Source organism: Vibrio sp. 99-8-1 (assembly GCF_013114595.1).
Lineage (GTDB): Bacteria > Pseudomonadota > Gammaproteobacteria > Enterobacterales > Vibrionaceae > Vibrio.
The window spans coordinates 48638-70461 of the sequence record NZ_VTXE01000014.1; the positions used below are offsets into that span (position 1 = coordinate 48638).

The window sequence follows — 21824 nt, forward strand, 5'->3', positions numbered from 1 at the left end:
TTCTTTACATGCCCTTATTGATCATTGTCGTTAAACATAAGGGTATAAAATGCATCCTCGATCAACTGAACCTTCCATGTCTCATCGCCCTTGCGGAGATTAGGAAGATTGTTATCACCGTTGACATAAATCAAGTCAAATTCCATATCACGACTGTTGTAATCTTGCTTCTTGAACCAGAGGTCTAAGTCGTCATTATTAGTTTCCGTTACATCACGCCACAAAACCAATACACGCTGTCCACTTGAATCTCGACCTGTTACCTCAAAAATGCCTTTTACGCGTTGCATCGTCTCAACACGTAAACCTAACAAGTTATTGAATGTATCAACCACATCCAAATTCTTTGTGTACGACTGTTCGTGTCGGGTGATTTGCATCTTAAGATCAAACGGCTTCGTAAAATAATCTAGGTTCATCAATGACGATTTTGATTCAATATCAAGCATGTAGTTCAATACATAGTCTTCACGAATTTGTGGATACTCTTCAAGTAAACTTGCTTGCTGAGGTCCACGTTCTAAACCAATATTGTCTAGTGCATCTTCGTACGATTCTAAGCGAAGATATTTCAGGCAATGCGAGATACCGTCTCGTGAGACGGGTTTACCTGATTTCCAATCTGACGAGTAGACGCTCTTCAAAATACGAGGTTTCAGGATAGTATCGAAGTGGTGCCCCATCTCAGCCAAGATATACTTTCTTGCTCCTTTGTCGTCTCGGTTTTGCTTAATTACTGCATCAGCAGAGCTACCTGACCCACCAAAGCAGTCCAATACAAAACTATTCGAATTTGACGCTTGAGTAATAAATCGTCTGACAAAGTTGGTATGTTTTGGTGCTAAAAACACCCCTGACTTCCCAAACAAAGCTGTTGTTTCTTTTTCCCCATCAGAGTAATCAGTGAAAACACTCTTGCACACATTTGTTTCTACTTCATGTAAAAAACGTTTCTGTCTTGGTACTTTGTTTTCATCAGCTCCCCAAGAAATACGATGATCATTGTTCAATGATTCAAAACTATTACGATGTGGATAATCATGATCAATGAATTGCGTGCCCTTCCAACCGCGGCTGGACAATTTACACGGTTGACCAGTAACTGGATGTATTGGTTCGTAATATCTGAAATTTTTATGAGTTGCATCTTTAGTTGTCGTAGATTGCTTACTGTCTGAAGACATTATTGTCCAGTCACTTTCGGTATAAATCCAAATATAAGCCCCTAACTTTTCGGCTTGTTCACAAGGTACATATTTTCCATTGCTATCCCTGTACTCAGCCCTTAAATAAGCATAAATTCCTTTCCAAGAGTCATTTCTTTTCTCTGTTTCCCAATCTAAGCCTTGTTTAACGACTTCTGTTTTAAATGCTTTCTTATGGTCAGAGTAAAGCTTTGAAAGCTCAGCCTCAATACACTCTATGGTTGGATAAGACGCATTAAGACTTTTAACTAAACTCATTACCTCCTCTAACCCTGGCTTAGGTTCTCTAAACATATTGAAATCAGCTTCTACTGCTGGCTTGTTCTTTGCGTAGACTTCAACGTACTCATGGTTTGTTGAATAAGTAGGCGAACGACCATCATTGGTATTCTGAATCCAAATCAGCTCTTCAACTTTATTCTCTTGACCAAAAACTGAGTCTAGATTGTGCTCAAGCATTTGGCGTTCAGCCTTATCAATACTGACAAAGATAGCTGAATCATCACTCATAAAGTTAGAAAGCTCTTTTAGCCTATCTCTCATCAAGGTGCCCCAAGATGAATGACGATAATTGTTTTTATAAGGAATCGAGCTTACATCGGTATTGTAAGGAGGATCGATGTAAACACACTTAACCTCATCGGAATAACGAGCCTTCAATAGTCGTAATGCTTGATAGTTATCTGAGTGACAAATAACACCATTGATTTGTTCATCAATGTTATCAAAGCTTTGAAGCAATGTTTCTTTAAATTCATTGCTATAGAACGCCGTATCTACAACCAGATACTGATTAGATTCTAAAAACTCAACCGTTAATGGAGTAGAGAAACTATCTAGCTCACTGATTACGAATAGCTCTTCCCATTCTTTAGCTTGTTTTTCATTACCAATGATAATCGAGTAAAGTTCTACAGGCACGCGATCAAGGGTCACACAATAGTTTGATTCAATGACAAACTTCTTTTTAAGCCAAATGCGCTTTTGAAAATCCTCTACCTGAGCTAAGAACGTTATCACTTTTTTCGCAATTTTCTTAAACGCTATGGTTTTCTTTAGAACGATCTCATTAGTGATGATTTGTTTTTCTAAATCATCAACATCGTCAGGCACCGTATCTTCAGCTCTAAACAACTCATTTTTTATGTAAAAATCGAGCTCTCTAGTTAAGAAGTGGTTCAAGTCTTTATGGATAAAGTAATCAAACGTATTTTTAGCCGTGTAGTCTGTGATGTAACGCTCTAACGTAGTGCGAGTTTTGTTTTTTTCCGTTGGCATTAACGTTAAAAGCCTCGCCTGCCACTGCTCCCAGTTTGTGACATGCTGAACTTTTTCATCACCATTACTAAGCGCTGCAATTGCTTTAACTGTCGCTAGGTTAATGTCTTTCTGTTTACGCTTTTTAGAGTCAGACTGATATTGGAAATGAAGCACAAGCTCTTTCCCAAAGTCACCTTTGCGCTCTGAGACGGGTTTATCTTGGTCCAACATAAATTGGCGGACTTTACCGGATGTTGACTTCACATTGTTTTGTTCAGTGGTTGCATCACCTAACTCAAAACGAACTCGATAGTTCGTGTCACTCTCTTCAAGTAGGAATGCATAGTTCGTGAAGTTTTCGGCACTTTTGATATAGTACTGATCAGCATTGGCCCAGTGGAACTTAGACTCTTCGCCGTTCATTGGCAGTGGTGAAAAGGTTTCTTTCTTATATCGACGTAAAGAAAGAAAGTCACCGCCATCGTAGTAACGACTAAAAAAAGTAATTAGGTTTGAAAAAACCTCTTCTTCATGACTTTCAGAATTAGAATCACTACCAACAAGGTCTTTTAACTTCTGTACTTTTGGAACCGTATCAGGGTCCACACCAAGCTCCTGAGCGTTCTTTATTGCCTCTGTAAGCTCACGCTGTAACTCTTGTGATTTACCGGCAGCATTTAGCGTCTGGCGCACAGTTGGAAGCAGGTCTTTAGTGAGGAATGAATCAATTTCGTCATGCTTAGCATTCATCACTCTATAAATGCCAAAGTCTAAATCTGCTTGATCCATCTGAAACAGTTCTTTTAGTTTCGCCACCAAACTTTCGTAATTTTTGCTCATAAGTATCTTTTTACCCTATCAATTCCTGCTAACCTGCCAGACAGTTGCTCTAAGCTACATGCCATCTAACGGTAAATAATTCTTTGGTTTCTGTTCGTTGTTTTAATCGTTTTTCTAAAGCGAAAATTAACTCATCACGCTTTTCAATAATTTCATCTTCTACATCAAAAATCTGTTGTCGCTGCCTTCGCTGTTTTCTTTCTGCTTCACGGATAAGTTTTTGGTATTGCTGCTGTTCTTCTATAGATATTGCATGTCGACTTTCATTCTTTAGGGAGCGAATTTTGGCCTTTGTATCAGATAAGGCTTGTTCAGCTGATAGTATTTTATCATCGGCCCATCTTTCTAGCTTGTCTCGTTCGCTTTGAAAATATTGATTGTTGGCATCCATAGCTTCTGCCAGCTTAGCTTCAACTTGCCGTTGTTCATTTTCAAGTAGCTTTTCGGGTTTTTTCTCATTGAGGTGTAAACTGTGTTTACCGCCTATACTGAACAATGACTTACACACTTCACCATCAACGATGTGTCCCTGGTCAGTAATGCCCGTGAAGACTAAATGCTCTTCTGCCTCGAAAGCTTCAATTCTCACTAGATTTAACGTTAGCCAACCGGATTGACCTTGTAATTGCTCTGCTACCGAGACTTTTGTTTTGTGATTACTATAGTCAAACCAAAACTCTGCTGGTGGTGTACTTTCATCTCTAGCTGAGTCGATCACATATTCACCAAGTGGGTGAGATATGCGGTAGGTATGAGTATTTACGGCGGTGGATTGTAACTTATCAGCACCAACATCAGTACCTTTACGGATCAATTGATAATGGCCGATTGGTTGCTGAACAACCGGCTTAAGCAATGAAAAGGTCAGGTTTTCATCGTTAAAGTCCGCTTGCTCGGCAAGTTGTTTACGAGTTACCGCCCAAAACCATCGGCCAACTTTATCTAATCTTTGCTTTGCTTGATCCAATTTTATTTTTAGAAGATCGTGGATATCCTCATCAAAATGCTCAAGCAAAGCTTCTTGTGTTTGTTTCATCTTGCTATTGATATCGTCCTCCAACTCTTTCTGGAGTTTTTCAAAAGCTAACTCAATCTCCGCAGTAGTACGGCAAGTATCATAGATGGACTTGATGCGCTTTTCGAAATCTACACCATTTTCTACAGTACCTAATACAGAATCAGAGGCTCCAAAGACACCATCAAACAGATTAAACTTATGGGTAAGAAGCTCTAAAACTCGTTGATCAGCGTAGTTTCGCTGGTTAACAAAATTAATCACAACTACATCAAATTTTTGACCATATCGGTGACATCTACCGATACGCTGTTCGACACGTTGCGGGTTCCAAGGTAAGTCATAATTTATTAATAAAGAGCAAAATTGAAGGTTAACGCCTTCTGCGGCAGCCTCTGTCGCAATCATCACTTCAGCGTTTTCACGGAAGTGATCGATCAGTGCAGTTCGTCGATCGACTTGTGGAGATCCTGTCACTCTATCGGAGCCTTGATATTGCTCAAGCCAGTTTCGATAGACTTGTGTAGCATCCGGGTTCGAGTTATTACCACTAAAAGTGACAATTTTATCTTGGTAGCCATGCTGCGACAGAACAGTAGCAAGGTAATCTTGCGTCCGTTTGGACTCAGTAAATATAATGACTTTGCGGGAAGCTCCCATCTCAGCCATTTGAGAAAAGCCTTGCTCCAAAGCAATCAACAAGGCACTCGCTTTAGAATCGTTTTTAATCACTTCCGCCTGATTGATAAATCTACCAAGCTCTGCAATTTCTTGGTCCAGTAACTCTTTATCTACTGGTCGCTCTTCATTCGAATCGTTGGCCTCACTACTGTCCTCAGCTTCTTCCAAATAATCGGTTTCAAGATCATCATCTTCAATGATCTGCTGAATGATATCCCTTTCATCCTTATTTGGTTGCTTATCGCGCAGTTGCTCTAAGCGGCTCTTCATTACTTGTAGCGTATTCATCACCGCACAAGAACTAGACGCTAGCAATTTTCGCAAAATAAGGCCGGTTAGATGTTTATGACGCTTAGGTAAGGCATAACTATCATCCTTTTCCAAAAATACTTCGATGGCATCATAGAGCGCCTGCTCTTCGTCTGTAGGCGTAAACGGCACTGTAATGGCTTTTCGTTCCGTATACTTAACATACTCAAGTACTTGTTTGCGTAACGTACGTTTCACAAACTGAGCTAAACGGGCCTTTAATTCATCTTGATCACTATCAGCTTGCATAAACTGTTTACGAAAAGCCTTGTCATCACCAAATAGATGTTCGTCTATAAGCGTTGACATCCCATACAGTTCAATTAGGGAGTTTTGTAACGGTGTCGCCGTTAAGAGTAGCTTTTTTCGGCCATTGAGAGCTCGTCTAAGCGCTTGTCCAATCTTATTACTTTCACGATGCGCATTACGAAGCTTATGTGCTTCGTCGATAACAACCAAATTCCAAGACTCAGCAACCAAGCGTTCTTCCATGCGAGCGGCATAATTGTAAGACATAATCACCACTTTCTTATCATCTAGCGGGTTATAGGTCCCTTGTTTTTGCAACTGCCTCCAGGTCTTAGCATCTAGGATTTGTGACGGCAGATTAAACTTTTCAAGTAATTCTTGTGCCCATTGACGGCGCAATGACGCAGGACAGATGATTAGAAGCTTACGCTTCCGTTCAGCCCAGCTTTGGCATAGTACTAATCCTGCTTCAATCGTTTTACCTAAACCAACCTCATCAGCTAATACAACACCTTGGTTCAAAGGGTTATCCAGTGCAAAAAGAGCCGCTTCAATTTGATGCGGATTTAGATCTACACTGGCATCAAATAAAGACTGCGATAATCTATTAACACCATTGTTTGAATGAAGAATTGATAACTCATGTGCAAAGTACTTGGCGTGATAAGAGGTTAGCTGATCAAGCATTGTTATTTACTTCCTTTTTGTTGCTCTATCCATTGCTCTAAATCTTCCCTTTTAAAGCGCCATGAACCACCGACTTTAAAGCCAGGTAGCTTGCCTTCACTTGCTAATCTGTATGCTGTTTTTTCGGCCAACTTTAGGTAAGCAGCCACCTCTTTCAAGGTTAAAATTTGGTCTACCATTCAGAGTGTTATCTCATGTTGGTTAATTTCATTGAAGCTGAAGGTAAGAGAATATGGGAAAATTGAGGAATGGACAATGATCTAGGGAGGGTTATGAGATTGGACGCTTAATATTTATACCGCCCAGCTCATTGAGCGGTAGTTTAAATCGGGATAAGGTAAATTAATGCGAGCTTGATTCTTCTGTGAAAATGCTAAGTACTGACTTTGATTGCTAGTCCAAAGCAATATCGCGGCATGAAACTCTTCGCTTGTTCAATGTGTTAACACAAGAACCATTAAAGTCTCCACCAGCTTCAACCATCAATTGAAAAAGCTTCCCTTCGTCTAACTCAGCGGCCAGCATCAAAGGTGTATAGCCTTGGTAAGCGGTATCATGCTTCGCGTTCGGGTTCGCCCCCTTTGAAATAAGATACTTTGCGATATCACGATACCCGTCAATGGTTGAGTACTTCTCTATGTTACTTTGTTGCAGTTCGAGAGCGGCCTCAATAACAGAACTATGCAGAGGGTCATTGGCCTGATTCTTCATCAATTGAATTAAATGTTGCTTATCGTGGGGCACCATTCCTGCTGCGTTAGACATATATGCATGTAAATTGTCATCTTGATACTGAAACTGCTTCGACAATGCTTGTATTAAACCTGGCCTCTTGAAGCGGCTAATCAAGCCAATACACGTGAACAGTGGTGACTCTCCGACAGTGTCGTGTCGTTGCTCTATTTCAGCGCCAAGTTCTACTACTTTTTTCACCACGTCTAACCTTCCGGTTTGAACTGCGCAGCCAAGAGCTGTTAGTTTACGTTTGCTAGTAACCGCATTTATAGATTTCTCGCTATGTGGCTTATTTGAGAGCAAATTGAAAAGTTCATCGCTCATTGAATTTAGTGGCATCAAATTAACTTGAATGGTCTGTATGGCCATCAACAAAGCACTTTCGTTTGAGCTAGAAAGTTTATTAACACTCACGTCCCTATCAAGAAGCAGCTTAACTGATTCAATGTCGTCATTCATGGCAAAATACACTAGCTGAGGCATACGCTTTACGAGTGAGCCTTGCTCGCCAACATTAAACACTTTATTTGGAGATTTAAGATTCAGCTTATGCTTAGTTTCATCAACTATCCAAGGGCCGACGTTTTGACTGTGCAGTATTGGATATCCCGCTCCAGGAAAAAAAGACTCTTCCGTGAAATAGGAATCAAAAAATCGGGCATAAGCGGCGATCTCCCACTCTTCGACTAATACTGGCTTAGCCTTAGTTTTATCTGATGGATTCGTCGGTAAGATATCAATACCTAATACAGACGCAATTGAGCGTAGTTTGTTAATAAATACTCTATCTGTTTGTTGAACCCGAGCAGCTACCAACATCGATTCTTTAATTATGCACTCAATGTTCTCTCCGGCTCGGTAGGCTGATTGTTCGTAGGCGAGTTTATAACTCTGCAATGCTATATCTAACTCCCCTAAATGCAGGTGATATCTAGCATTCATCCAATGATAGTAATACGTCGTTTCTCTGTTTACATCGTGTTGTTTTTGAAACCTACATAGTTTATCAAGCAACTCTTTACATGTTCGTTTATCGCGCGCTGACTTTGGTTTTCTTAATCGCAACCGGTCAAACAGCTCTAACGCTGTCGATGTTGAATCACGATAATTGTCTCCTTCCTGTCGCTGAAGTTTATGAAGAGAGTCCGTTAGTGAATCAAATCTTTGGTGTAAATCCATATCTGCAATGATCTTAACGTCGCAATAGCCAGCATGACAGAAAAAATAGTCCCAGACCCTGGCGGTAATCAGTCTAGCTTTTATTACTCCCCAGGTATCCATAGACATTGGGTCGGAAGCTGACATTTCACCTAATGCACCAATACTTGTAATATCCGGTAACTCACCTTTATCAACTTTCAACCAGCGTCGATATTTGTCTTTCTGCTCTTTGGTGGCATGTTCAAGGTGTTGCTTCCAAACAGAATTATCTTCAAAGCTATTAAAAGCGACCTGCATTGCAGGCTTACCCATCCTTGCAACTTGTTCTGATGTTGTTCTCATCCCTTCAAACATTTCATGGCACACAAAATCTGTGGCAATAGCGATGTAATGCCGGCGAACAAGATCTTGTCCTTTAGAGGCACTTACACCATCCAGAGGTATTTTCTTAACAAAGTCAATATACTGACTAAATACGATTTCTAGCTGTTCCATTAAATGGTCAGCAAAATGTACATTTACGTATTTGGCTATTGGTTCATGTACCAGTTGATTTTTCAGTTCGGCGAATTGATGCGGATTGATTTCAGTGTGTTTGCATGCATTATCAATTTCTTTTGCAGCTAATGATTTTGTCCCTAATGCTTTCGAAAATTCACGCAAAAGACACTGAATTGATATGTATGGTGTTTCTATTTTTTTCATGTTGACCTAGCTATTTTTCTTATATCGGTTACAAAGTTTTTATAAGCACGCTTATCACTGGGAGAACCCGGAACCGTTACCTTCTTCCCTTCAGGCGACCGTAACTTTCCGTGTTTGCTCCCGTGCATGTAGACCCAGCCACTTCGAATCAGCATTGCTACAAATTTTTGGATATCTTTATCACTGCTAAACTTTTTCATAGAAAAAATGGGCACGCTGACCCATTTGTCTTTGAAATCAGTTATTAGTGTTTTTAGCTGCGGCTTTTTGTGCTTTTGCGGCAAAGCTACCTTTCGCAACTTTCCCTCCATTAGCTTTTGCTTCTGCGCTTTGGATACGTCTTGCTGCTAACGGCGTCATTGGTGTTTTTGATTTTGTCATGGTAAGTTCCTTTGATTGTTTGAATGACATTCAAAGATTAATTCAACACACCAAATTCGTAAGCTAGGTAACTGGATTAAAAATTTTCATTTTACTCAGTCACTGTATAACCCGCATTCCACAGTTTTTTAAGTATTCGAAAGTTTGAACGCATTTATCCGTTTGATATTCAGCCCCACCACGTAACTAAACTTTATGTAATCTTACGGCTATTTGATTTGCCATGATTGACTCTTGGGTTATCCCTTTTTCCAGTTCAGACATTATGGACTCTAACTTAGGGGGGATAAGTTTTGAGACTCGATTCCAGTTTTGGTATTGGTCCGCAAATAGCTCTGATCGACCATGTTTTTTGAGAGTATCTGTTGATAAAATAGGTAGCAGCATATAAGTCGCTCCCGATGATAAAGCTAAAGAAATACCTTTAGGATCGGTGTCAAACCAAGCTATAAGCTCGACCTCTGGAAAAGCCAACGCAATTTCTTTTGATATTACTCCCGTGTCCTTATCTCCTCGGTAAACAATAAGAGGATTTGGTCCTATGTCGGTTTGTACTAATCTAAACTTAGAGAATGCTTCATAGTTTTCAACAATCACTACTTGGCTGTGCTCAATGCTCGTCAAATGGCTTAGAGCTACCTCAATGCTCATGCCCTCTTGTAAGTCATATGATTTGCCATTTATGTTCGTGGACAAAATCCCATAAATTTTAATGACCTTGTCTTTGACAGGACTTGAGCTTAGCTTCTCGTTAGGAAAGAACTGAGCCATATCCGTTCGGTTATCCGGGATAGGGTCAGTTAAAAGATCAAAACCAGATTGCTCTTTAATCACCTTCCTAATTTGACGTATATCTCTAGGCGTCAGCTGCAAATGTTCTCCTCTGGCGTTCCCAACACTAAAGTCACGATGAAAAGTATCAAACACGCCACTCAGCGCTACACTGGCACCTTCATTAACCTTCGCAGGAGAGAATAGTTGCTTTAGCCGATTTAAATCACTACCCGTTATGTCATCAATAATTCTACTCACAATTTCCTCGCTATAGACACATCTTCTAAGTGAAGGTTGCCGTAACCTATATTGCTACCTTTTGCTAAATAGGTATAAGACCCGATAGGCTCAACGGTAAAGCCTTTGCTATCTTCGGGAAGCATTGAACTATGGAAATTAAGCACGCTAAATAGCCACACGTCTTTAGCGCAAGTGAGCTGATCAAGATCTTCCGGCAAATCATTATTGATTTGCTCATAATATTCCAAAGCGGAAATGCTGGTTTTTCCCTTGCCAATAAAGGCTTCAGCAAAAAAGGTATCGCAATGAGAATCAATGTCCGCTTCAATCAGCTCTTGTATTTCAACATCAAGAGTCAATTCTCGGCGCTCAGCTTCTTCAACAACCGGAAGCTCTTCTTGTTCGGCGGGCTGTGCCGTAATTTTTTCAACAATATCGGCCAATTCCGGCTCTTGGTCCATATCATCAGGATTTGGGTGATGCGCAAATTGTATAGGCTCTGAAAGCCAAAACATCGGTATACCATCATGCTTTGCTACCTCATCAGGCAAAATCAGATCGTCACTTGGTGTCCAGTGTGGTTCTTGATCAATAAACCGATCAAAGGCATTGATCAGGTCCTTATCACGCTCGCGGTTACGATACTTCAGCATCAAAGCTCGGAGTTGAATTAGGATAGATCCGAGCTCTTGTTGGCAACTACGAATCGCACTGTGCATTTCAGCACAAAACAAGGTGTTGAGCTCTGAGTTATCTCCAGCCATTTCACTCAACAATTTAAAAGAGAAAGCTTTCATGCCAGTAACAAGCTTTTCAGCTTGCTCTATAGCAACTTGGTTCTCTTTTTGTTTTTGAGCGAGCGTATGGCCATAGCCAAAATCATAACTGATACGGTTTCTTAAGCGACGACAAGACTCTTGCAAGTCCATTGTGATTTCATAAACCACACCTTCAAGGCTATTAAACCTATCCGCCTCTTGTTCTCTTTTTCCATTTAATTTAGCTTCCAGGTATTCTTGCGCTAGGCTCTGAATTTCTGGAATGCGCTCAGCATGTTGTGTCCCAAGAAATGAACTCGCTTCCGTTTCAAGGAAATAGTTCATCAATGCTTCCATCTTAGGGTGCACGCGGTAGCCGCGGCTTGTCACGATAACCACACGAGCTTCTTTTAATTTACGTAGGTCATTGGCGTTTTCATGAGTTTCACGTATCGTGCCATTTTCAAAAACATGCGTTAATGTGTCCTTTGCTTGGCTGATTAAGCGAAGCATGTGGTTAACACCACCATGTTTCCCATTGTTTTGAGGACTCATCAAAAGTTGAACTCCCCTTGGTTCTCGTTTGCTTTGTTAACTGTCTCAACGATCTTTTCATGCGTATCGATGAAATCGAGCACCTCGTAAACAAAGTCTAATTTTCCCGTCATCACATAGAGTTGGCGCTCTTTGTTTACTAAATGAGCCACCCCTTCTTTAACCAGAAATTCAACAACTACATTTAGTTTATCAGCTGCACTGTCACGCACTTTTTTTCGACTCACTTTTGGAAGTCGATAAATACTATCGAGTTTCTCCATCAAGCTAGGAGACGAATGGATTTGCGCGCTCAAGACGGGCACATTTAACTCATCGCCACCAACCATCACTGCTTCAACTTGAGCAGCCTCACTGACTGTCGCCACGAACTTAACCACAGGTCGAATGATACCGTGTACATTACTCATCAACGCGGTCACTTGACGACGATTGTGGTCGTCGATATTTTTATAAGTGACGTAATAAGCGCTGGTTCTGCTCGTACATTGGAGCTCGCGGCTCATAAGAGTCAACGCTTGATTGATTTCTCGGCGTGTACGGTCCTCTTTAAGTGTCTTGTAAGCTTCACGATCAGTTGCTGGGCAGATAAAGCTACCATTAAGTAGAGATTCTAGGACTTGTGATACTGGCTTCATGCTTCTACTCCTGTGCTAGTTTCAGCGGCTTTAGCTAACGCAAGTTTGCTTACTTTAGGTTTGTTGAAAATGTTCTTGTAAGGCGTTAAGTGGTACAGGTACTTGAATAAATTGGCTGTACGGTTATTGCCATCTGGTTGAGCCGCAATAACATTGAAGTTGTGTGCCCCCATCATTTTAAGCAGTTTGGCTTGGTTTTCTGCCGTTAGCTTACCAATCTCATCGGTTGGGTAAGTTATGGATAGTCGACTTGCTCCACGTTGTTGCGTCAGTAGTGCTAAATACAACATGGATTGAATGAGCAAGTTAGTACCATTACTGGCCAAATCACGCATATCTTTATCTGTTTTAGCGGTTTTACGCTGGTTGTTCTCGATAACTTCAAATTTAATGTCAAAGAGCTCAGTAGGCTTCTTAACTTTCTCGGCACTAATATGGTACGTCAGTGTACTTAAAGCATTGAAAAACTCTTTGGTTGGTAGCTCAGCAGATCCCGTTTTATCCCACTCTTCGTAAATCTCAGAGAAGTTGATAATATCTTGCCAACCTTGTAGTTTGGAAAGTGAACTCTCAACGTTAATGTCAATAGAGCCAACCACCGAGAACGTGTTATTGAGCTTTACTTGTTCAGAGATATTACGACCAAGTTTCTTAATATCACGGTCGAAGCCAAGTAGCCGATGCTTGAAGTCAACGAGCATACGCCCCATGTTGATCGCGCTTTCAATTGTTATACGGGTCACTTGAGGAATAATGTCATTCATGATTATTTCTAGAATATCTATTCGCTTAGAGTCACTAGCAACAATATCCTCTGTAATAGTGCTTCGGCTGCTTTCATTCCAGAAACGATACAGCTCCCCGTCACCAAGGTTGAGAGTGATAGTTTCCATCTGTTGTATATCTTTTTTACGTAGCTTAGTAAGCCTCTCTAACTCTGGGAGTTTGCTCTCTACATCACTCAATAGTGAATTTAAATCGCCGTTATAATCGAGCGCTTCTTGGCTGCCCTCTTCGCCCTCAAACATCACGTAGTTAGTTAGACGAGAGATTGCACTGTCAGCTCGCTGTTTGTGGTTTCTCAAGATAGAGAGCTTCTCATCAAACTCTTTTTTGGTTCGATGAGCTTTGGCTCTCAACTCTTTCAGTTTAATTTCAAAAGATTCAATCTCTTGATGCACCGTTTCAAGTTCTTTGACCTTAGTATTGCGATCGTCACGTCTCTTAGGATCATCCACTTCATATACAGCAAGCCATGTCTCGTATTCTTTGATTTTATGAGACTTCACTTTTAAGTTTTTGATCTCATTATCAAGCAATTCAATTTCTTCTTTGTAGCGTTGATAGATTTCACCGCTAATACCTTGGTCACTCAACCGCTGTTCATACTCCGTTTTGATACGCTGTTTGTTCTCACCTAACGTCAGAGTACTTTTTTCCAGTAGTTCGTCTATAGCTCCGATCGTGAGATCAAGTGATGATTCAACATTGCTAATTTGAGTAAGCCTGTCATTGTTTAGCTCTAATTTTGCTTCTTCAAAACGTTCAAGCGTCACTGAGATTTCCTTATCAATCAGGGCTATAGCTTTCTCAAGCGATTTGATGCTTATATTAATTTTTTCGACTAAGCCCTCTTTTGCACGGGCAATCTCTATTTTCTTGTTTTTAAGGTTAACCTTAGTTTGTGATAGGTCACTCTCAGCGTTTCGCAGCTCATTGCGTAATCGTGATAACTCAAGCGCTGACTGCTTAACAGCAAAATCATTTTTCAAAATTTGCTTATTGAAATCAGCCTCTGCGTCTTCAAGCTCACCGATACGGTCCATCAATTGAGCCTGCTCTTCCACATCAGCTTTGTTGGTGACACTACAATCGGTTAGGTTGCTCGTATCGATGTATAAATCGTACATTGAACCTGAATCTTCAGTCATTGATGGTGTGAGTGTCGTGTCCATCAAAAGCTCATCGGTAAGAACACGACCAAGTGGAGAGCTTTGCCATCCCTGTCGATTAGCTTCTAGGAATGAGAACAAGGTTCCTGAATCTGGGTCTAATCGGTTACTGACTACTTTGAACCTGGCTTCGGCATCGCGCTTGTTTCGACGAGTGGCCTCTAATCTTTCGAGTAGCTTTTCACGTTTAGTTTGTAAGTTAACTCCATCCTTCTCGCTCACAGTTGTCGTGTGTTTTAACGTGTCTACTTGTTCTTGCAATCTGTCTTTCTCAGACTCCAACTGCTCTCTCTGCTCAATGAGAAGCTCATCAATATCTGGGTTCTTTAGTCGCTGTTTTTGAGTGGCAAGTTCAGCCTTATGTTCCATAAGAGCCTGAGATTTATCCGATGTAAAATTCGTATGGGTTTGGGTCAGTTCCTTTAACTGTGGCTGATATACATCGTCTATCTTGTCTTTTTTAACCTTGCACTCTTTTTCGGCATCAAGTTTTTGCTCTATTAGGTCAGACTTTTCTTTATTGAACTTACTAATAAGGCTTTGTTTGTCTTTCTCATACTTTGCTTTGGCATCATTTACCTTAGTTTCAAGATCGGTGTAACTTTGTCTTTGTTGTGCCACCCTGTCTTCCATTTCTGGCAATTGCTTTAGCTTAACGGACAGCTCTGGATAACCGCTATTTTCGTATGTTATAAGCTGGCCATGGTGAACTTCGATCTCAGAATCAAGACTTACAATAGAGCGTTGAAGAGCACTCTTTCGAACCTCTTTATCAAGCTTATCCTGATTAATTTCGCCAATCTGCTTGTCACTGTTTTCAAGAAAACCTGAGCGCTCCAATTCAGTTTTATTAAGAGATCCATCAAGGCTTTCAGACGCATCACGAATGATTATTAAAGCACTTGCGAGCTGAGTGGTTAGATAGGCAATCTGCTTATTGTTCGCAATAGCTTCAATGAACGCTTCTTTTTTGTCTAGGAACACTGTTAGGCCGTTGTAGTCATCACACCATTGTTCAATTCTGTTTGCATCCACACCAAACTCTAATGTGCTATTCCCTTGCTCGAGGATATCCAGGAAAAGCGCCTTTGTGTCGGCCATATTGAATTCACCTTGAATCAACGCCGCTGTAATTTTTTCAATGTGACGAACATCATGACGACCAGAGCACAAAGAGTAGCTTAGGAACTGATTACTCAAATTCCCTGCATTAATATTTTGGATAATTTCGCGGTACTCTTTAACGCTAGTAATACGCGACTCGTATTCTAAGCCGTTAGCGTTCAGCTCCCCGGCCAGCTTTGTACAGCCGATAGCGTAAGGCTTGTCTTCGCTATCTTGTTTAATGATCGCTGACTGCTCAAACTGACCTTTAACGAAAAGGTACACAATGCCACCTTTAGTACTAAGGTTTCGATAACAAATGACATGAGCAACTTGACCACGAGCAGTAATGTACTCGAAAACAATATAACTGTTGTTGTGTGGTAAATACCATTCTGCAAAGGGCTTATTGACATTCGATTTCCTGACGATCTGCGTGCCAGTCGCTCCATAAAAGAACGGAATGAGCCTTAACAGTGATGTTTTGCCTTCTCCGTTACCGCCAGTGATCTGAGTGGGAGCGTCAAAAGAATACTCAGAAAACATCTTGTTTTTCTGATAAGAATTTATTGCGATAACTTTGGTCAATCCGGCATACATCATCGTATTTGTCTCGAGTTATGTTGTTTTTCTTGATTGAAAATCAACCAGTTTGAATCTGTGGCCACTAAATCAGGTTACAGCTTTCAATACCATCGACTCTCTCACAGTAAAGATTCCTGACTTGTCCTGCCCTTCTCAATATCCATAATAAATATATGTACTTTTTTGCTACATGTATATACTGTATACATCAACATGTAACATTTATGAGCACGAACATGAGTCAAGCAGATATCAAATGGGACCAACAAGTACGATTTCGACTAATTGAGATAATTGCTCTTTGGGAGGGTCGACTGACGACAAATCACCTATGTGATGCTTTTCACATAGGGAGACAACAAGCTTCTAGGGATATCAACAAGTACATTAGCTTAACTAACCAAGGTCAATTGATACTGGATAGGAAAATTAAAGGCTATAGGCCAGCAGACAACTTTAACCCTTTGTTTACTCAAGGGACTGCTCATGAGTATCTACTTATGCTTCATCAGCAATATAACCAAGAAGAGACCTTTGAGTTCTTTAATTGGGGGGAAGCTCAATCGACCGTATTGAACGTCCCTGAAAGGGCTATATCACCAAGCATTGTTCGGGGATTAATCGCGGCAGCAAGGGCTAACATTCGCGTCGATATTGACTATGTGTCACTCTCTACACCTGAGATTCGAGGTCGAATTATTGCACCTCACAGCTTGGTCTATGATGGGATCAGGTGGCATGTAAGAGCATATTGTGAAGAGAAAAATGGGTTTCGAGATTTCGTGTTAAGTCGCTTTAGGAACGAACCTGACTTAATGGATAAGTCACCAAAAATGCGAGAACATGATGACAACTGGAATCATCAAGTTAAGTTAACGATTACACCTAATCCTTACTTGTCTGAGCAACAGCAAGTTGTTGTTGCAGACGACTACGCTATGAAAAGCAAGAAGATGGAAATAGTAACTCGTGGGGCTTTAGTCAATTATTACTTACGACGTATGGGCGTCATACAAGACCAAAAGCTGCTAAGAGAACAACCAGAAGCCTATCAATTGACTGCTCACTTTGACGAAAGTCTACCTGAGTAAATCAAGGTTCGTTTGAGACAGCCCGATAAGATTGGTGATGTTCTAGATTGAATATCACCTCTAACTAGGTGGCCAAATTCACTATGCCACTACAGTCCAAGAAGATGCGATTTTCGAGTCACATACACAAATCAGTAACTACATGTTTTTATAGAGTTATCCTATTAAAAAAGGAGGAGAAACGGTGTATATCAATAGCTAAAGGTATGACGCTTAAACCCGATTTAGTATCTATCTCCCAATCCGAAGTTGATTAAATCATACACTCTGTCATACCCTAAACCGTCGGACTTTATGAGACAAAATGAGACCAGATGAGATGATAAGTTATTGATTTAACTATATTACATTCACAAAAAAAGACGTCCTAGGACGTCTTTCTTCAAGAATGTGGCGGTGAGTGAGAGATTCGAACTCTCGATACGTTGCCGTATACACGCTTTCCAGGCGTGCTCCTTCAGCCACTCGGACAACTCACCGTATTTTGATGCTGCTTGGGTAAGCAACGAGGCGCTAATTTAATGATTCTTAGTGGCTTGGTCAAGGAGAAAAGTAGTAAAAGCGCAACTTTTGCGTTCAACTGCTTATAAAATAACTTATTTGCTCGCTCTTGTGCCTCTTTACCGTTAATTGACGCGTCAATGGCGTTTACTGACGGCTCAAAAGGAATGTCGACTATTGTCACACCTCACAACGGCTTTTTTGATAAAAGCTATTTCTTCTGCGACTATTGGCCTCCTCAACTAACTCCTAACTGTCAATATTACAACTGCATCAATGCTATCCGCTTTTGCTAACGCGGTTAATGGCTCTCTTTCTAACACTCTGAAACAGGTGGACTATTCTGCCTCTTATCAGTGAAGTTGTATTGTATCTGGGTAGTAGTTGACTGTAGTAATCAACAAGGAAATAACCAATGATATCTGTTGCCCTAATTGACGATCACGTTATGGTTCGCTCTGGCTTTGCCCAGTTGTTAAGTGTGGAATCTGATATAGAGGTAATAGGTGAATACAGCTCCGCTAAAGAAGCGTTTAGCGCTCTAGCCTCTGTGCCTAATTTAGATGTCGCCGTTATTGATATCTCCATGCCAGACGAAAGTGGCCTCTCCTTACTTGCCCGTTTAAAACACATTAAACCCGAGTTAAAAGCCATTGTATTAAGCATTTACGACTCCGCTTCCTTTGTGAGTAAAGCGATTGATGCGGGCGCACTAGGTTATTTATCTAAACGATGTGGCCCGGGGGAGTTAGTTACGGCCATCCGCACTGTCGCCAATGGTGATCGTTACCTCTGCGCAGACGCTCTATTTAATCTGAGTAATGCCGGAACGCCACCAGCGGTACTGAACGACTTAACGAAAAGAGAAAGAGAGATCTTCGATTATCTAATTCAGGGCAAAGATGTAAAAGAAGTGGCCTTTGAACTGTCGCTAAGCCATAAAACGGTTCATGTTCATCGTGCCAACGTGCTTAGTAAACTAGCACTGTCGAACAATGTTGATCTTATTCGCTTTGCCATTAAAAACAAATTATTACCAGAATGAACAGCCAAACGGAAATGGTTGCCAATCGAGTGTTTGTCAGCCTGTTTACCTTCGTTATTTATGCCATCACTTGGTTCTGCTTATGGGGAATAAGTGGCTATCTGGTGTCCGATATCCATGTAGCAGGGCTATTTTTACCGGTTGGTTTACGCTTAGCGGTGCTGCTGATTATGCCTATACGCCACTGGTGGGTGGTGCTGCTGAGTGAGGTCTGTATTGCCATCAGTATCATTAACTCTATGGTGTTTAATCCAATAGACTTTTTGTTGATACTGGCTCCGTTTATCTCTTATGCGTTAATTCGTCCTCTTCAATCTTGGTGGAAACAGCTAGAAACCTATTGGCAGCAGCTGTTGGCGCTGCTTGGTTTTGTGGTTCTCAACGGCCTTTTGCAGGCGGCCGCCATATTTTTATTGAGTAAACCGCTTGCTCTCTCGATCACGATAATTTATAGCTGCACAGTGGCAACCATTACGGGCGGTATTATCCTTGCTCCGTTTTTTTACCTGCTGCACGACTACTTAAACCGTAAAGTCTGGGTGCCTTTATCGCCGACTCTTATCCATAAAGAAGTGACTCTTCGACCCTCAGCATTTTTGTGGATGATGTTGTTCTTCTGTATTGGCTTAATCGCCGAGCTGAGTTTTAAACAACAGATGGCGTCATTGCTGCTGATTGTGGTGTTGCTACCTAATATTTTTATGGCTTATCGCTACGGCTGGCAAGGTGGAGTGTTGGCTGCGGTGATGAACAGCATACTGCTTACTTTAGCCAAAAAAGTGATGGGGTCTTTTACCACTTACGAAGAGATGCAGCTGTTCTTAATTACACAGGCGATTGTTGGTCTAGGTTTGGGGATCGCCATCAGCCGCCAACACTTACTGTCAGAGAAACTAAAACGGGTCAATACCGAGTTAGCTTATGAGCTAAACAGCAAGCAAAACCTCACTCGACAGTTGGTGCATGTTGAAGAAGACATTCGCAAGTCCGTCGCTCGCGAGCTGCATGATGAGATAGGTCAAAACATTACCGCCATACAAATCCAAGCAACGTTAGCCAACCGTATCGCCAACGAAGACCAAACCAAGAACATCGCTAATGCCATCAACGACCTTGCCTTTCAAATTCATAGCGCGACAAGGCAGCTATTAACCCAGTTACGTCCCCATATTTTAGATGAACTCGGGCTAGAAAGTGCCTTAAAACAACTGGCAAATGAGATGAAGTTTGCAGAACGCCATGTTGATTTTCAGCTCAACATTGGTTTTAACACGGAGCTGCTCGACGAGGTCACCTCAGTGACTTTATACCGAATCGTGCAGGAGCTGTTAAACAACGCCACCAAACACTCTGACGCCAACGAAGTTCACCTTACCCTTTTGCCCGGTGCGATCTTTAGTATGGAGTATCGCGATAATGGTATTGGCTTGCCTAACCATTGGCGAACAAAAGGCACCGGTTTAAAAGGGCTAGAAGAACGAGTAACCGCCTTGGGTGGCAATATCACCATTGATGGCACTAAGGGAACACGCATTGTTGTGACGCTTCCTACCAAAGTCGACAACGAAAGAGTCGACAACGAAAAGTCCAACAGCGAAGAGTAACGCTGAAGTTAAATTGATTGTTGGGTCTATTCCCAAACAAGTTTATAGAGCGCATTTATAGAGGACAGGCAGTATGCTTGGTTTTATTTCTCAAAAGCAGCCAACAGAAAAAATCACCGATAAAGAGAGCATAGACGCGACTTATAAGTATTGGCGTCTGCATTTGATGCTTTCTATGTATGTCGGCTATGGGGTGTTTTATTTTACGCGTAAAAGCCTCAACTTTAGCATGCCGGTCATGCTGACGGATCTCGGCTGGGAACCGTCCGATATCGGCGTTATTGCCACCGTTTATTATGTGACTTACGGTACCTCCAAGTTTATCTCCGGCATGATCAGTGATAACTCAAACCCCAAATTTTTTATGGGGTTTGGTTTAATCGCAACCGGAATCGTCAACGTCCTATTCGGTTTTAGCTCTTCCCTTTCGATGATGATTGTCTTATGGATGCTGAACGCTTTTTTCCAAAGCTGGGGCTGGCCCGCATGCGCAAAGCTGCTTACTAGCTGGTACTCGCGTTCGGAACGGGGGTTTTGGTGGTCCATATGGAACACCTGTATTAACGTCAGTGGTGCTTTGCTGCCTATTTTAATTGGCTATATAGCCATTACATGGGGCTGGCGTTTTGGCTTTATTGTTCCCGGCAGTATCGCCATTGTGGTGGGGATAATTCTGACCTTCCGCATGCAAGATAAGCCCAATACCATTGGCTTACCTACTGTTGGGGACTGGCGAAATGATCCGCTGGAAAAACAGCAAGAGAGCGAAGGAAAAGACCTCCCCTTTAAACAGATTTTAAAACGCTACGTGTTGGGCAATAAATACATCTGGCTATTATGCAGCTCTTATTTATTGGTTTATGTGGTAAGAATTGGTGTAAACGATTGGGGCAGTTTGTATCTGGTCGAGCGCCATAATGTCAATTTGCTTACGGCCAACACTGCGGTCTCTATGTTTGAGGTGGGTGGATTCTTAGGTTCTTTATTGGGAGGCTGGGGATCGGATAAATTCTTCCACGGTAACCGGGCACCGATGAACTTAATATTTGCATTGGGTATTTTTATTTCCGTTGCGGCACTTTGGCTTATGCCTTTAAACAATATTTTTGTCTTATCCGGTTGTCTGTTCTCTATTGGCTTTTTTATATTTGGCCCACAGATGATGATTGGCATGGCCGCGGCCGAATGTTCGCATAAAGATCTGGCGGGCACGGCAACTGGCTTTGTTGGCTTGTTCGGCTATTTAGGCGCAGCGCTGGCTGGCTACCCACTCTCAATCATTATCGAACAGTTTCAGTGGGAAGGCTTCTTTACTGCGATAACACTCGCCGCAGCGGCCGTTGGTATGCTGCTGATTCCTTTTCTTAAAGCACAGCAGCGAAACAGTGAACCCCGTTTAAGCTAACGCCTTCTCACACAGTTGTTCCCCGATGGCAAAAGGAGAGTAACTGAAAAAGGTGACCAACTCCGCAATGTTGTGTCGGCTTTAATGATTCATTTAACAGTACTTTTGTGAGCGTTCTCCCAATCGTAACCAAAGGTACTGAAAACTAGGAATTTTTCCTAGTTGGCTAAAAACCTGTCTCACTCTATTCCCGTTCTGTTTTCTTATTATGCACTCTACCCAACAGCATCTGTGTGCCATTTAATTGGCCATCACCGATGAGAATACTCTACTGAGTCGTTTCATTATCTGGATGTTGGTTAGTAACCAGATATTGGTAAAAAGACTTAACTATAAAAATGGGT

Annotated in this window: 14 protein-coding genes and 1 tRNA gene; 4 read left to right on the forward strand and 11 right to left on the reverse strand. The window is 41.5% G+C overall.

Annotated features, from left to right (window positions below):
* Nucleotides 1–14: 14 nt before the first annotated feature.
* The 9 genes from F0227_RS09660 to F0227_RS09700 all read right to left on the reverse strand — a co-directional run bounded on the left by F0227_RS09660 (nucleotide 15) and on the right by F0227_RS09700 (nucleotide 15852).
* Nucleotides 15–3305 (reverse strand): DNA methyltransferase, encoded by a 3291-nt coding sequence (locus tag F0227_RS09660; protein ID WP_171752988.1) that lies wholly within the window; start codon nucleotides 3303–3305, stop codon nucleotides 15–17.
* A gap of 49 nt (nucleotides 3306–3354) precedes the next feature.
* Nucleotides 3355–6246: an SNF2-related protein gene (locus tag F0227_RS09665; RefSeq protein ID WP_171752989.1), complete on the reverse strand. Its 2892-nt coding sequence runs from the start codon at nucleotides 6244–6246 to the stop codon at nucleotides 3355–3357.
* A 2-nt stretch (nucleotides 6247–6248) separates the two neighbouring features.
* Nucleotides 6249–6425 carry a helix-turn-helix domain-containing protein gene (locus tag F0227_RS09670; protein ID WP_112419108.1) on the reverse strand — a complete coding sequence of 59 codons (177 nt, stop codon included), beginning with the start codon at nucleotides 6423–6425 and terminating at the stop codon, nucleotides 6249–6251.
* A gap of 214 nt (nucleotides 6426–6639) precedes the next feature.
* Nucleotides 6640–8847: an ankyrin repeat domain-containing protein gene (locus tag F0227_RS21920; RefSeq protein WP_253822072.1), complete on the reverse strand. Its 2208-nt coding sequence runs from the start codon at nucleotides 8845–8847 to the stop codon at nucleotides 6640–6642.
* Nucleotides 8848–9084: 237 nt separating this feature from the next.
* Nucleotides 9085–9228: a hypothetical protein gene (locus tag F0227_RS09680; RefSeq protein ID WP_171752990.1), complete on the reverse strand. Its 144-nt coding sequence runs from the start codon at nucleotides 9226–9228 to the stop codon at nucleotides 9085–9087.
* Between the two features lie 186 nt (nucleotides 9229–9414).
* A complete protein-coding gene (locus F0227_RS09685) occupies nucleotides 9415–10260 on the reverse strand; it encodes a hypothetical protein (RefSeq protein WP_171752991.1) in 846 nt (281 codons plus the stop codon).
* Nucleotides 10257–11555 carry a hypothetical protein gene (locus F0227_RS09690; protein ID WP_171752992.1) on the reverse strand — a complete coding sequence of 433 codons (1299 nt, stop codon included), beginning with the start codon at nucleotides 11553–11555 and terminating at the stop codon, nucleotides 10257–10259. Before F0227_RS09690 ends, F0227_RS09685 begins: the two co-directional genes overlap by 4 nt.
* The gene (locus tag F0227_RS09695) at nucleotides 11555–12193 is read right to left on the reverse strand and encodes a hypothetical protein (protein WP_171752993.1); all 639 of its coding nucleotides are present in this window, start codon (nucleotides 12191–12193) and stop codon (nucleotides 11555–11557) included. Before F0227_RS09695 ends, F0227_RS09690 begins: the two co-directional genes overlap by 1 nt.
* On the reverse strand, nucleotides 12190–15852 hold the full coding sequence (locus tag F0227_RS09700; RefSeq protein WP_171752994.1) for an ATP-binding protein: 3663 nt from the start codon (nucleotides 15850–15852) through the stop codon (nucleotides 12190–12192). Before F0227_RS09700 ends, F0227_RS09695 begins: the two co-directional genes overlap by 4 nt.
* A 218-nt stretch (nucleotides 15853–16070) precedes the next feature.
* On the opposite strand from F0227_RS09700, the gene F0227_RS09705 reads away from it, so the two are divergent.
* Complete coding sequence (locus tag F0227_RS09705) at nucleotides 16071–16925, forward strand: WYL domain-containing protein (RefSeq protein ID WP_171752995.1); 855 nt, start codon at nucleotides 16071–16073, stop codon at nucleotides 16923–16925.
* A 391-nt stretch (nucleotides 16926–17316) separates the two neighbouring features.
* On the opposite strand, the gene F0227_RS09710 is transcribed toward F0227_RS09705, so the two are convergent.
* Together F0227_RS09710 and F0227_RS09715 are read right to left on the reverse strand one after the other, a co-directional pair.
* A tRNA-Ser gene (locus tag F0227_RS09710) sits at nucleotides 17317–17404 on the reverse strand.
* A complete protein-coding gene (locus F0227_RS09715; protein ID WP_171752996.1) occupies nucleotides 17383–17610 on the reverse strand; it encodes a hypothetical protein in 228 nt (75 codons plus the stop codon). The genes F0227_RS09710 and F0227_RS09715 overlap by 22 nt, the downstream gene beginning before the upstream one ends.
* A gap of 231 nt (nucleotides 17611–17841) precedes the next feature.
* On the opposite strand from F0227_RS09715, the gene F0227_RS09720 reads away from it, so the two are divergent.
* The 3 genes from F0227_RS09720 to uhpC all read left to right on the forward strand — a co-directional run bounded on the left by F0227_RS09720 (nucleotide 17842) and on the right by uhpC (nucleotide 21480).
* Nucleotides 17842–18471, forward strand: a complete 630-nt coding sequence (locus F0227_RS09720; protein WP_171752997.1) for a response regulator — start codon at nucleotides 17842–17844, stop codon at nucleotides 18469–18471.
* Nucleotides 18468–20075, forward strand: a complete 1608-nt coding sequence (gene uhpB / locus F0227_RS09725) for a signal transduction histidine-protein kinase/phosphatase UhpB (RefSeq protein ID WP_171752998.1) — start codon at nucleotides 18468–18470, stop codon at nucleotides 20073–20075. Before F0227_RS09720 ends, uhpB begins: the two co-directional genes overlap by 4 nt.
* A gap of 73 nt (nucleotides 20076–20148) precedes the next feature.
* A complete protein-coding gene (gene uhpC, locus F0227_RS09730) occupies nucleotides 20149–21480 on the forward strand; it encodes an MFS transporter family glucose-6-phosphate receptor UhpC (protein WP_171752999.1) in 1332 nt (443 codons plus the stop codon).
* Nucleotides 21481–21824: the final 344 nt, after the last annotated feature.

What these genes read in the sequence shown, in the direction of transcription:
- F0227_RS09690 (WP_171752992.1), bottom strand. Translation starts at nt 11,555, where the DNA reads ATGAGTCCTCAAAACAATGGGAAACATGGTGGTGTTAACCACATGCTT.
- F0227_RS09700 (WP_171752994.1), bottom strand. Translation starts at nt 15,852, where the DNA reads ATGATGTATGCCGGATTGACCAAAGTTATCGCAATAAATTCTTATCAG.
- F0227_RS09670 (WP_112419108.1), bottom strand. Translation starts at nt 6,425, where the DNA reads ATGGTAGACCAAATTTTAACCTTGAAAGAGGTGGCTGCTTACCTAAAG.
- F0227_RS09665 (WP_171752989.1), bottom strand. Translation starts at nt 6,246, where the DNA reads ATGCTTGATCAGCTAACCTCTTATCACGCCAAGTACTTTGCACATGAG.
- F0227_RS09705 (WP_171752995.1), top strand. Translation starts at nt 16,071, where the DNA reads ATGAGTCAAGCAGATATCAAATGGGACCAACAAGTACGATTTCGACTA.
- F0227_RS09660 (WP_171752988.1), bottom strand. Translation starts at nt 3,305, where the DNA reads ATGAGCAAAAATTACGAAAGTTTGGTGGCGAAACTAAAAGAACTGTTT.
- F0227_RS09720 (WP_171752997.1), top strand. Translation starts at nt 17,842, where the DNA reads ATGATATCTGTTGCCCTAATTGACGATCACGTTATGGTTCGCTCTGGC.
- F0227_RS21920 (WP_253822072.1), bottom strand. Translation starts at nt 8,847, where the DNA reads ATGAAAAAAATAGAAACACCATACATATCAATTCAGTGTCTTTTGCGT.
- uhpC (WP_171752999.1), top strand. Translation starts at nt 20,149, where the DNA reads ATGCTTGGTTTTATTTCTCAAAAGCAGCCAACAGAAAAAATCACCGAT.
- F0227_RS09680 (WP_171752990.1), bottom strand. Translation starts at nt 9,228, where the DNA reads ATGACAAAATCAAAAACACCAATGACGCCGTTAGCAGCAAGACGTATC.
- F0227_RS09695 (WP_171752993.1), bottom strand. Translation starts at nt 12,193, where the DNA reads ATGAAGCCAGTATCACAAGTCCTAGAATCTCTACTTAATGGTAGCTTT.
- uhpB (WP_171752998.1), top strand. Translation starts at nt 18,468, where the DNA reads ATGAACAGCCAAACGGAAATGGTTGCCAATCGAGTGTTTGTCAGCCTG.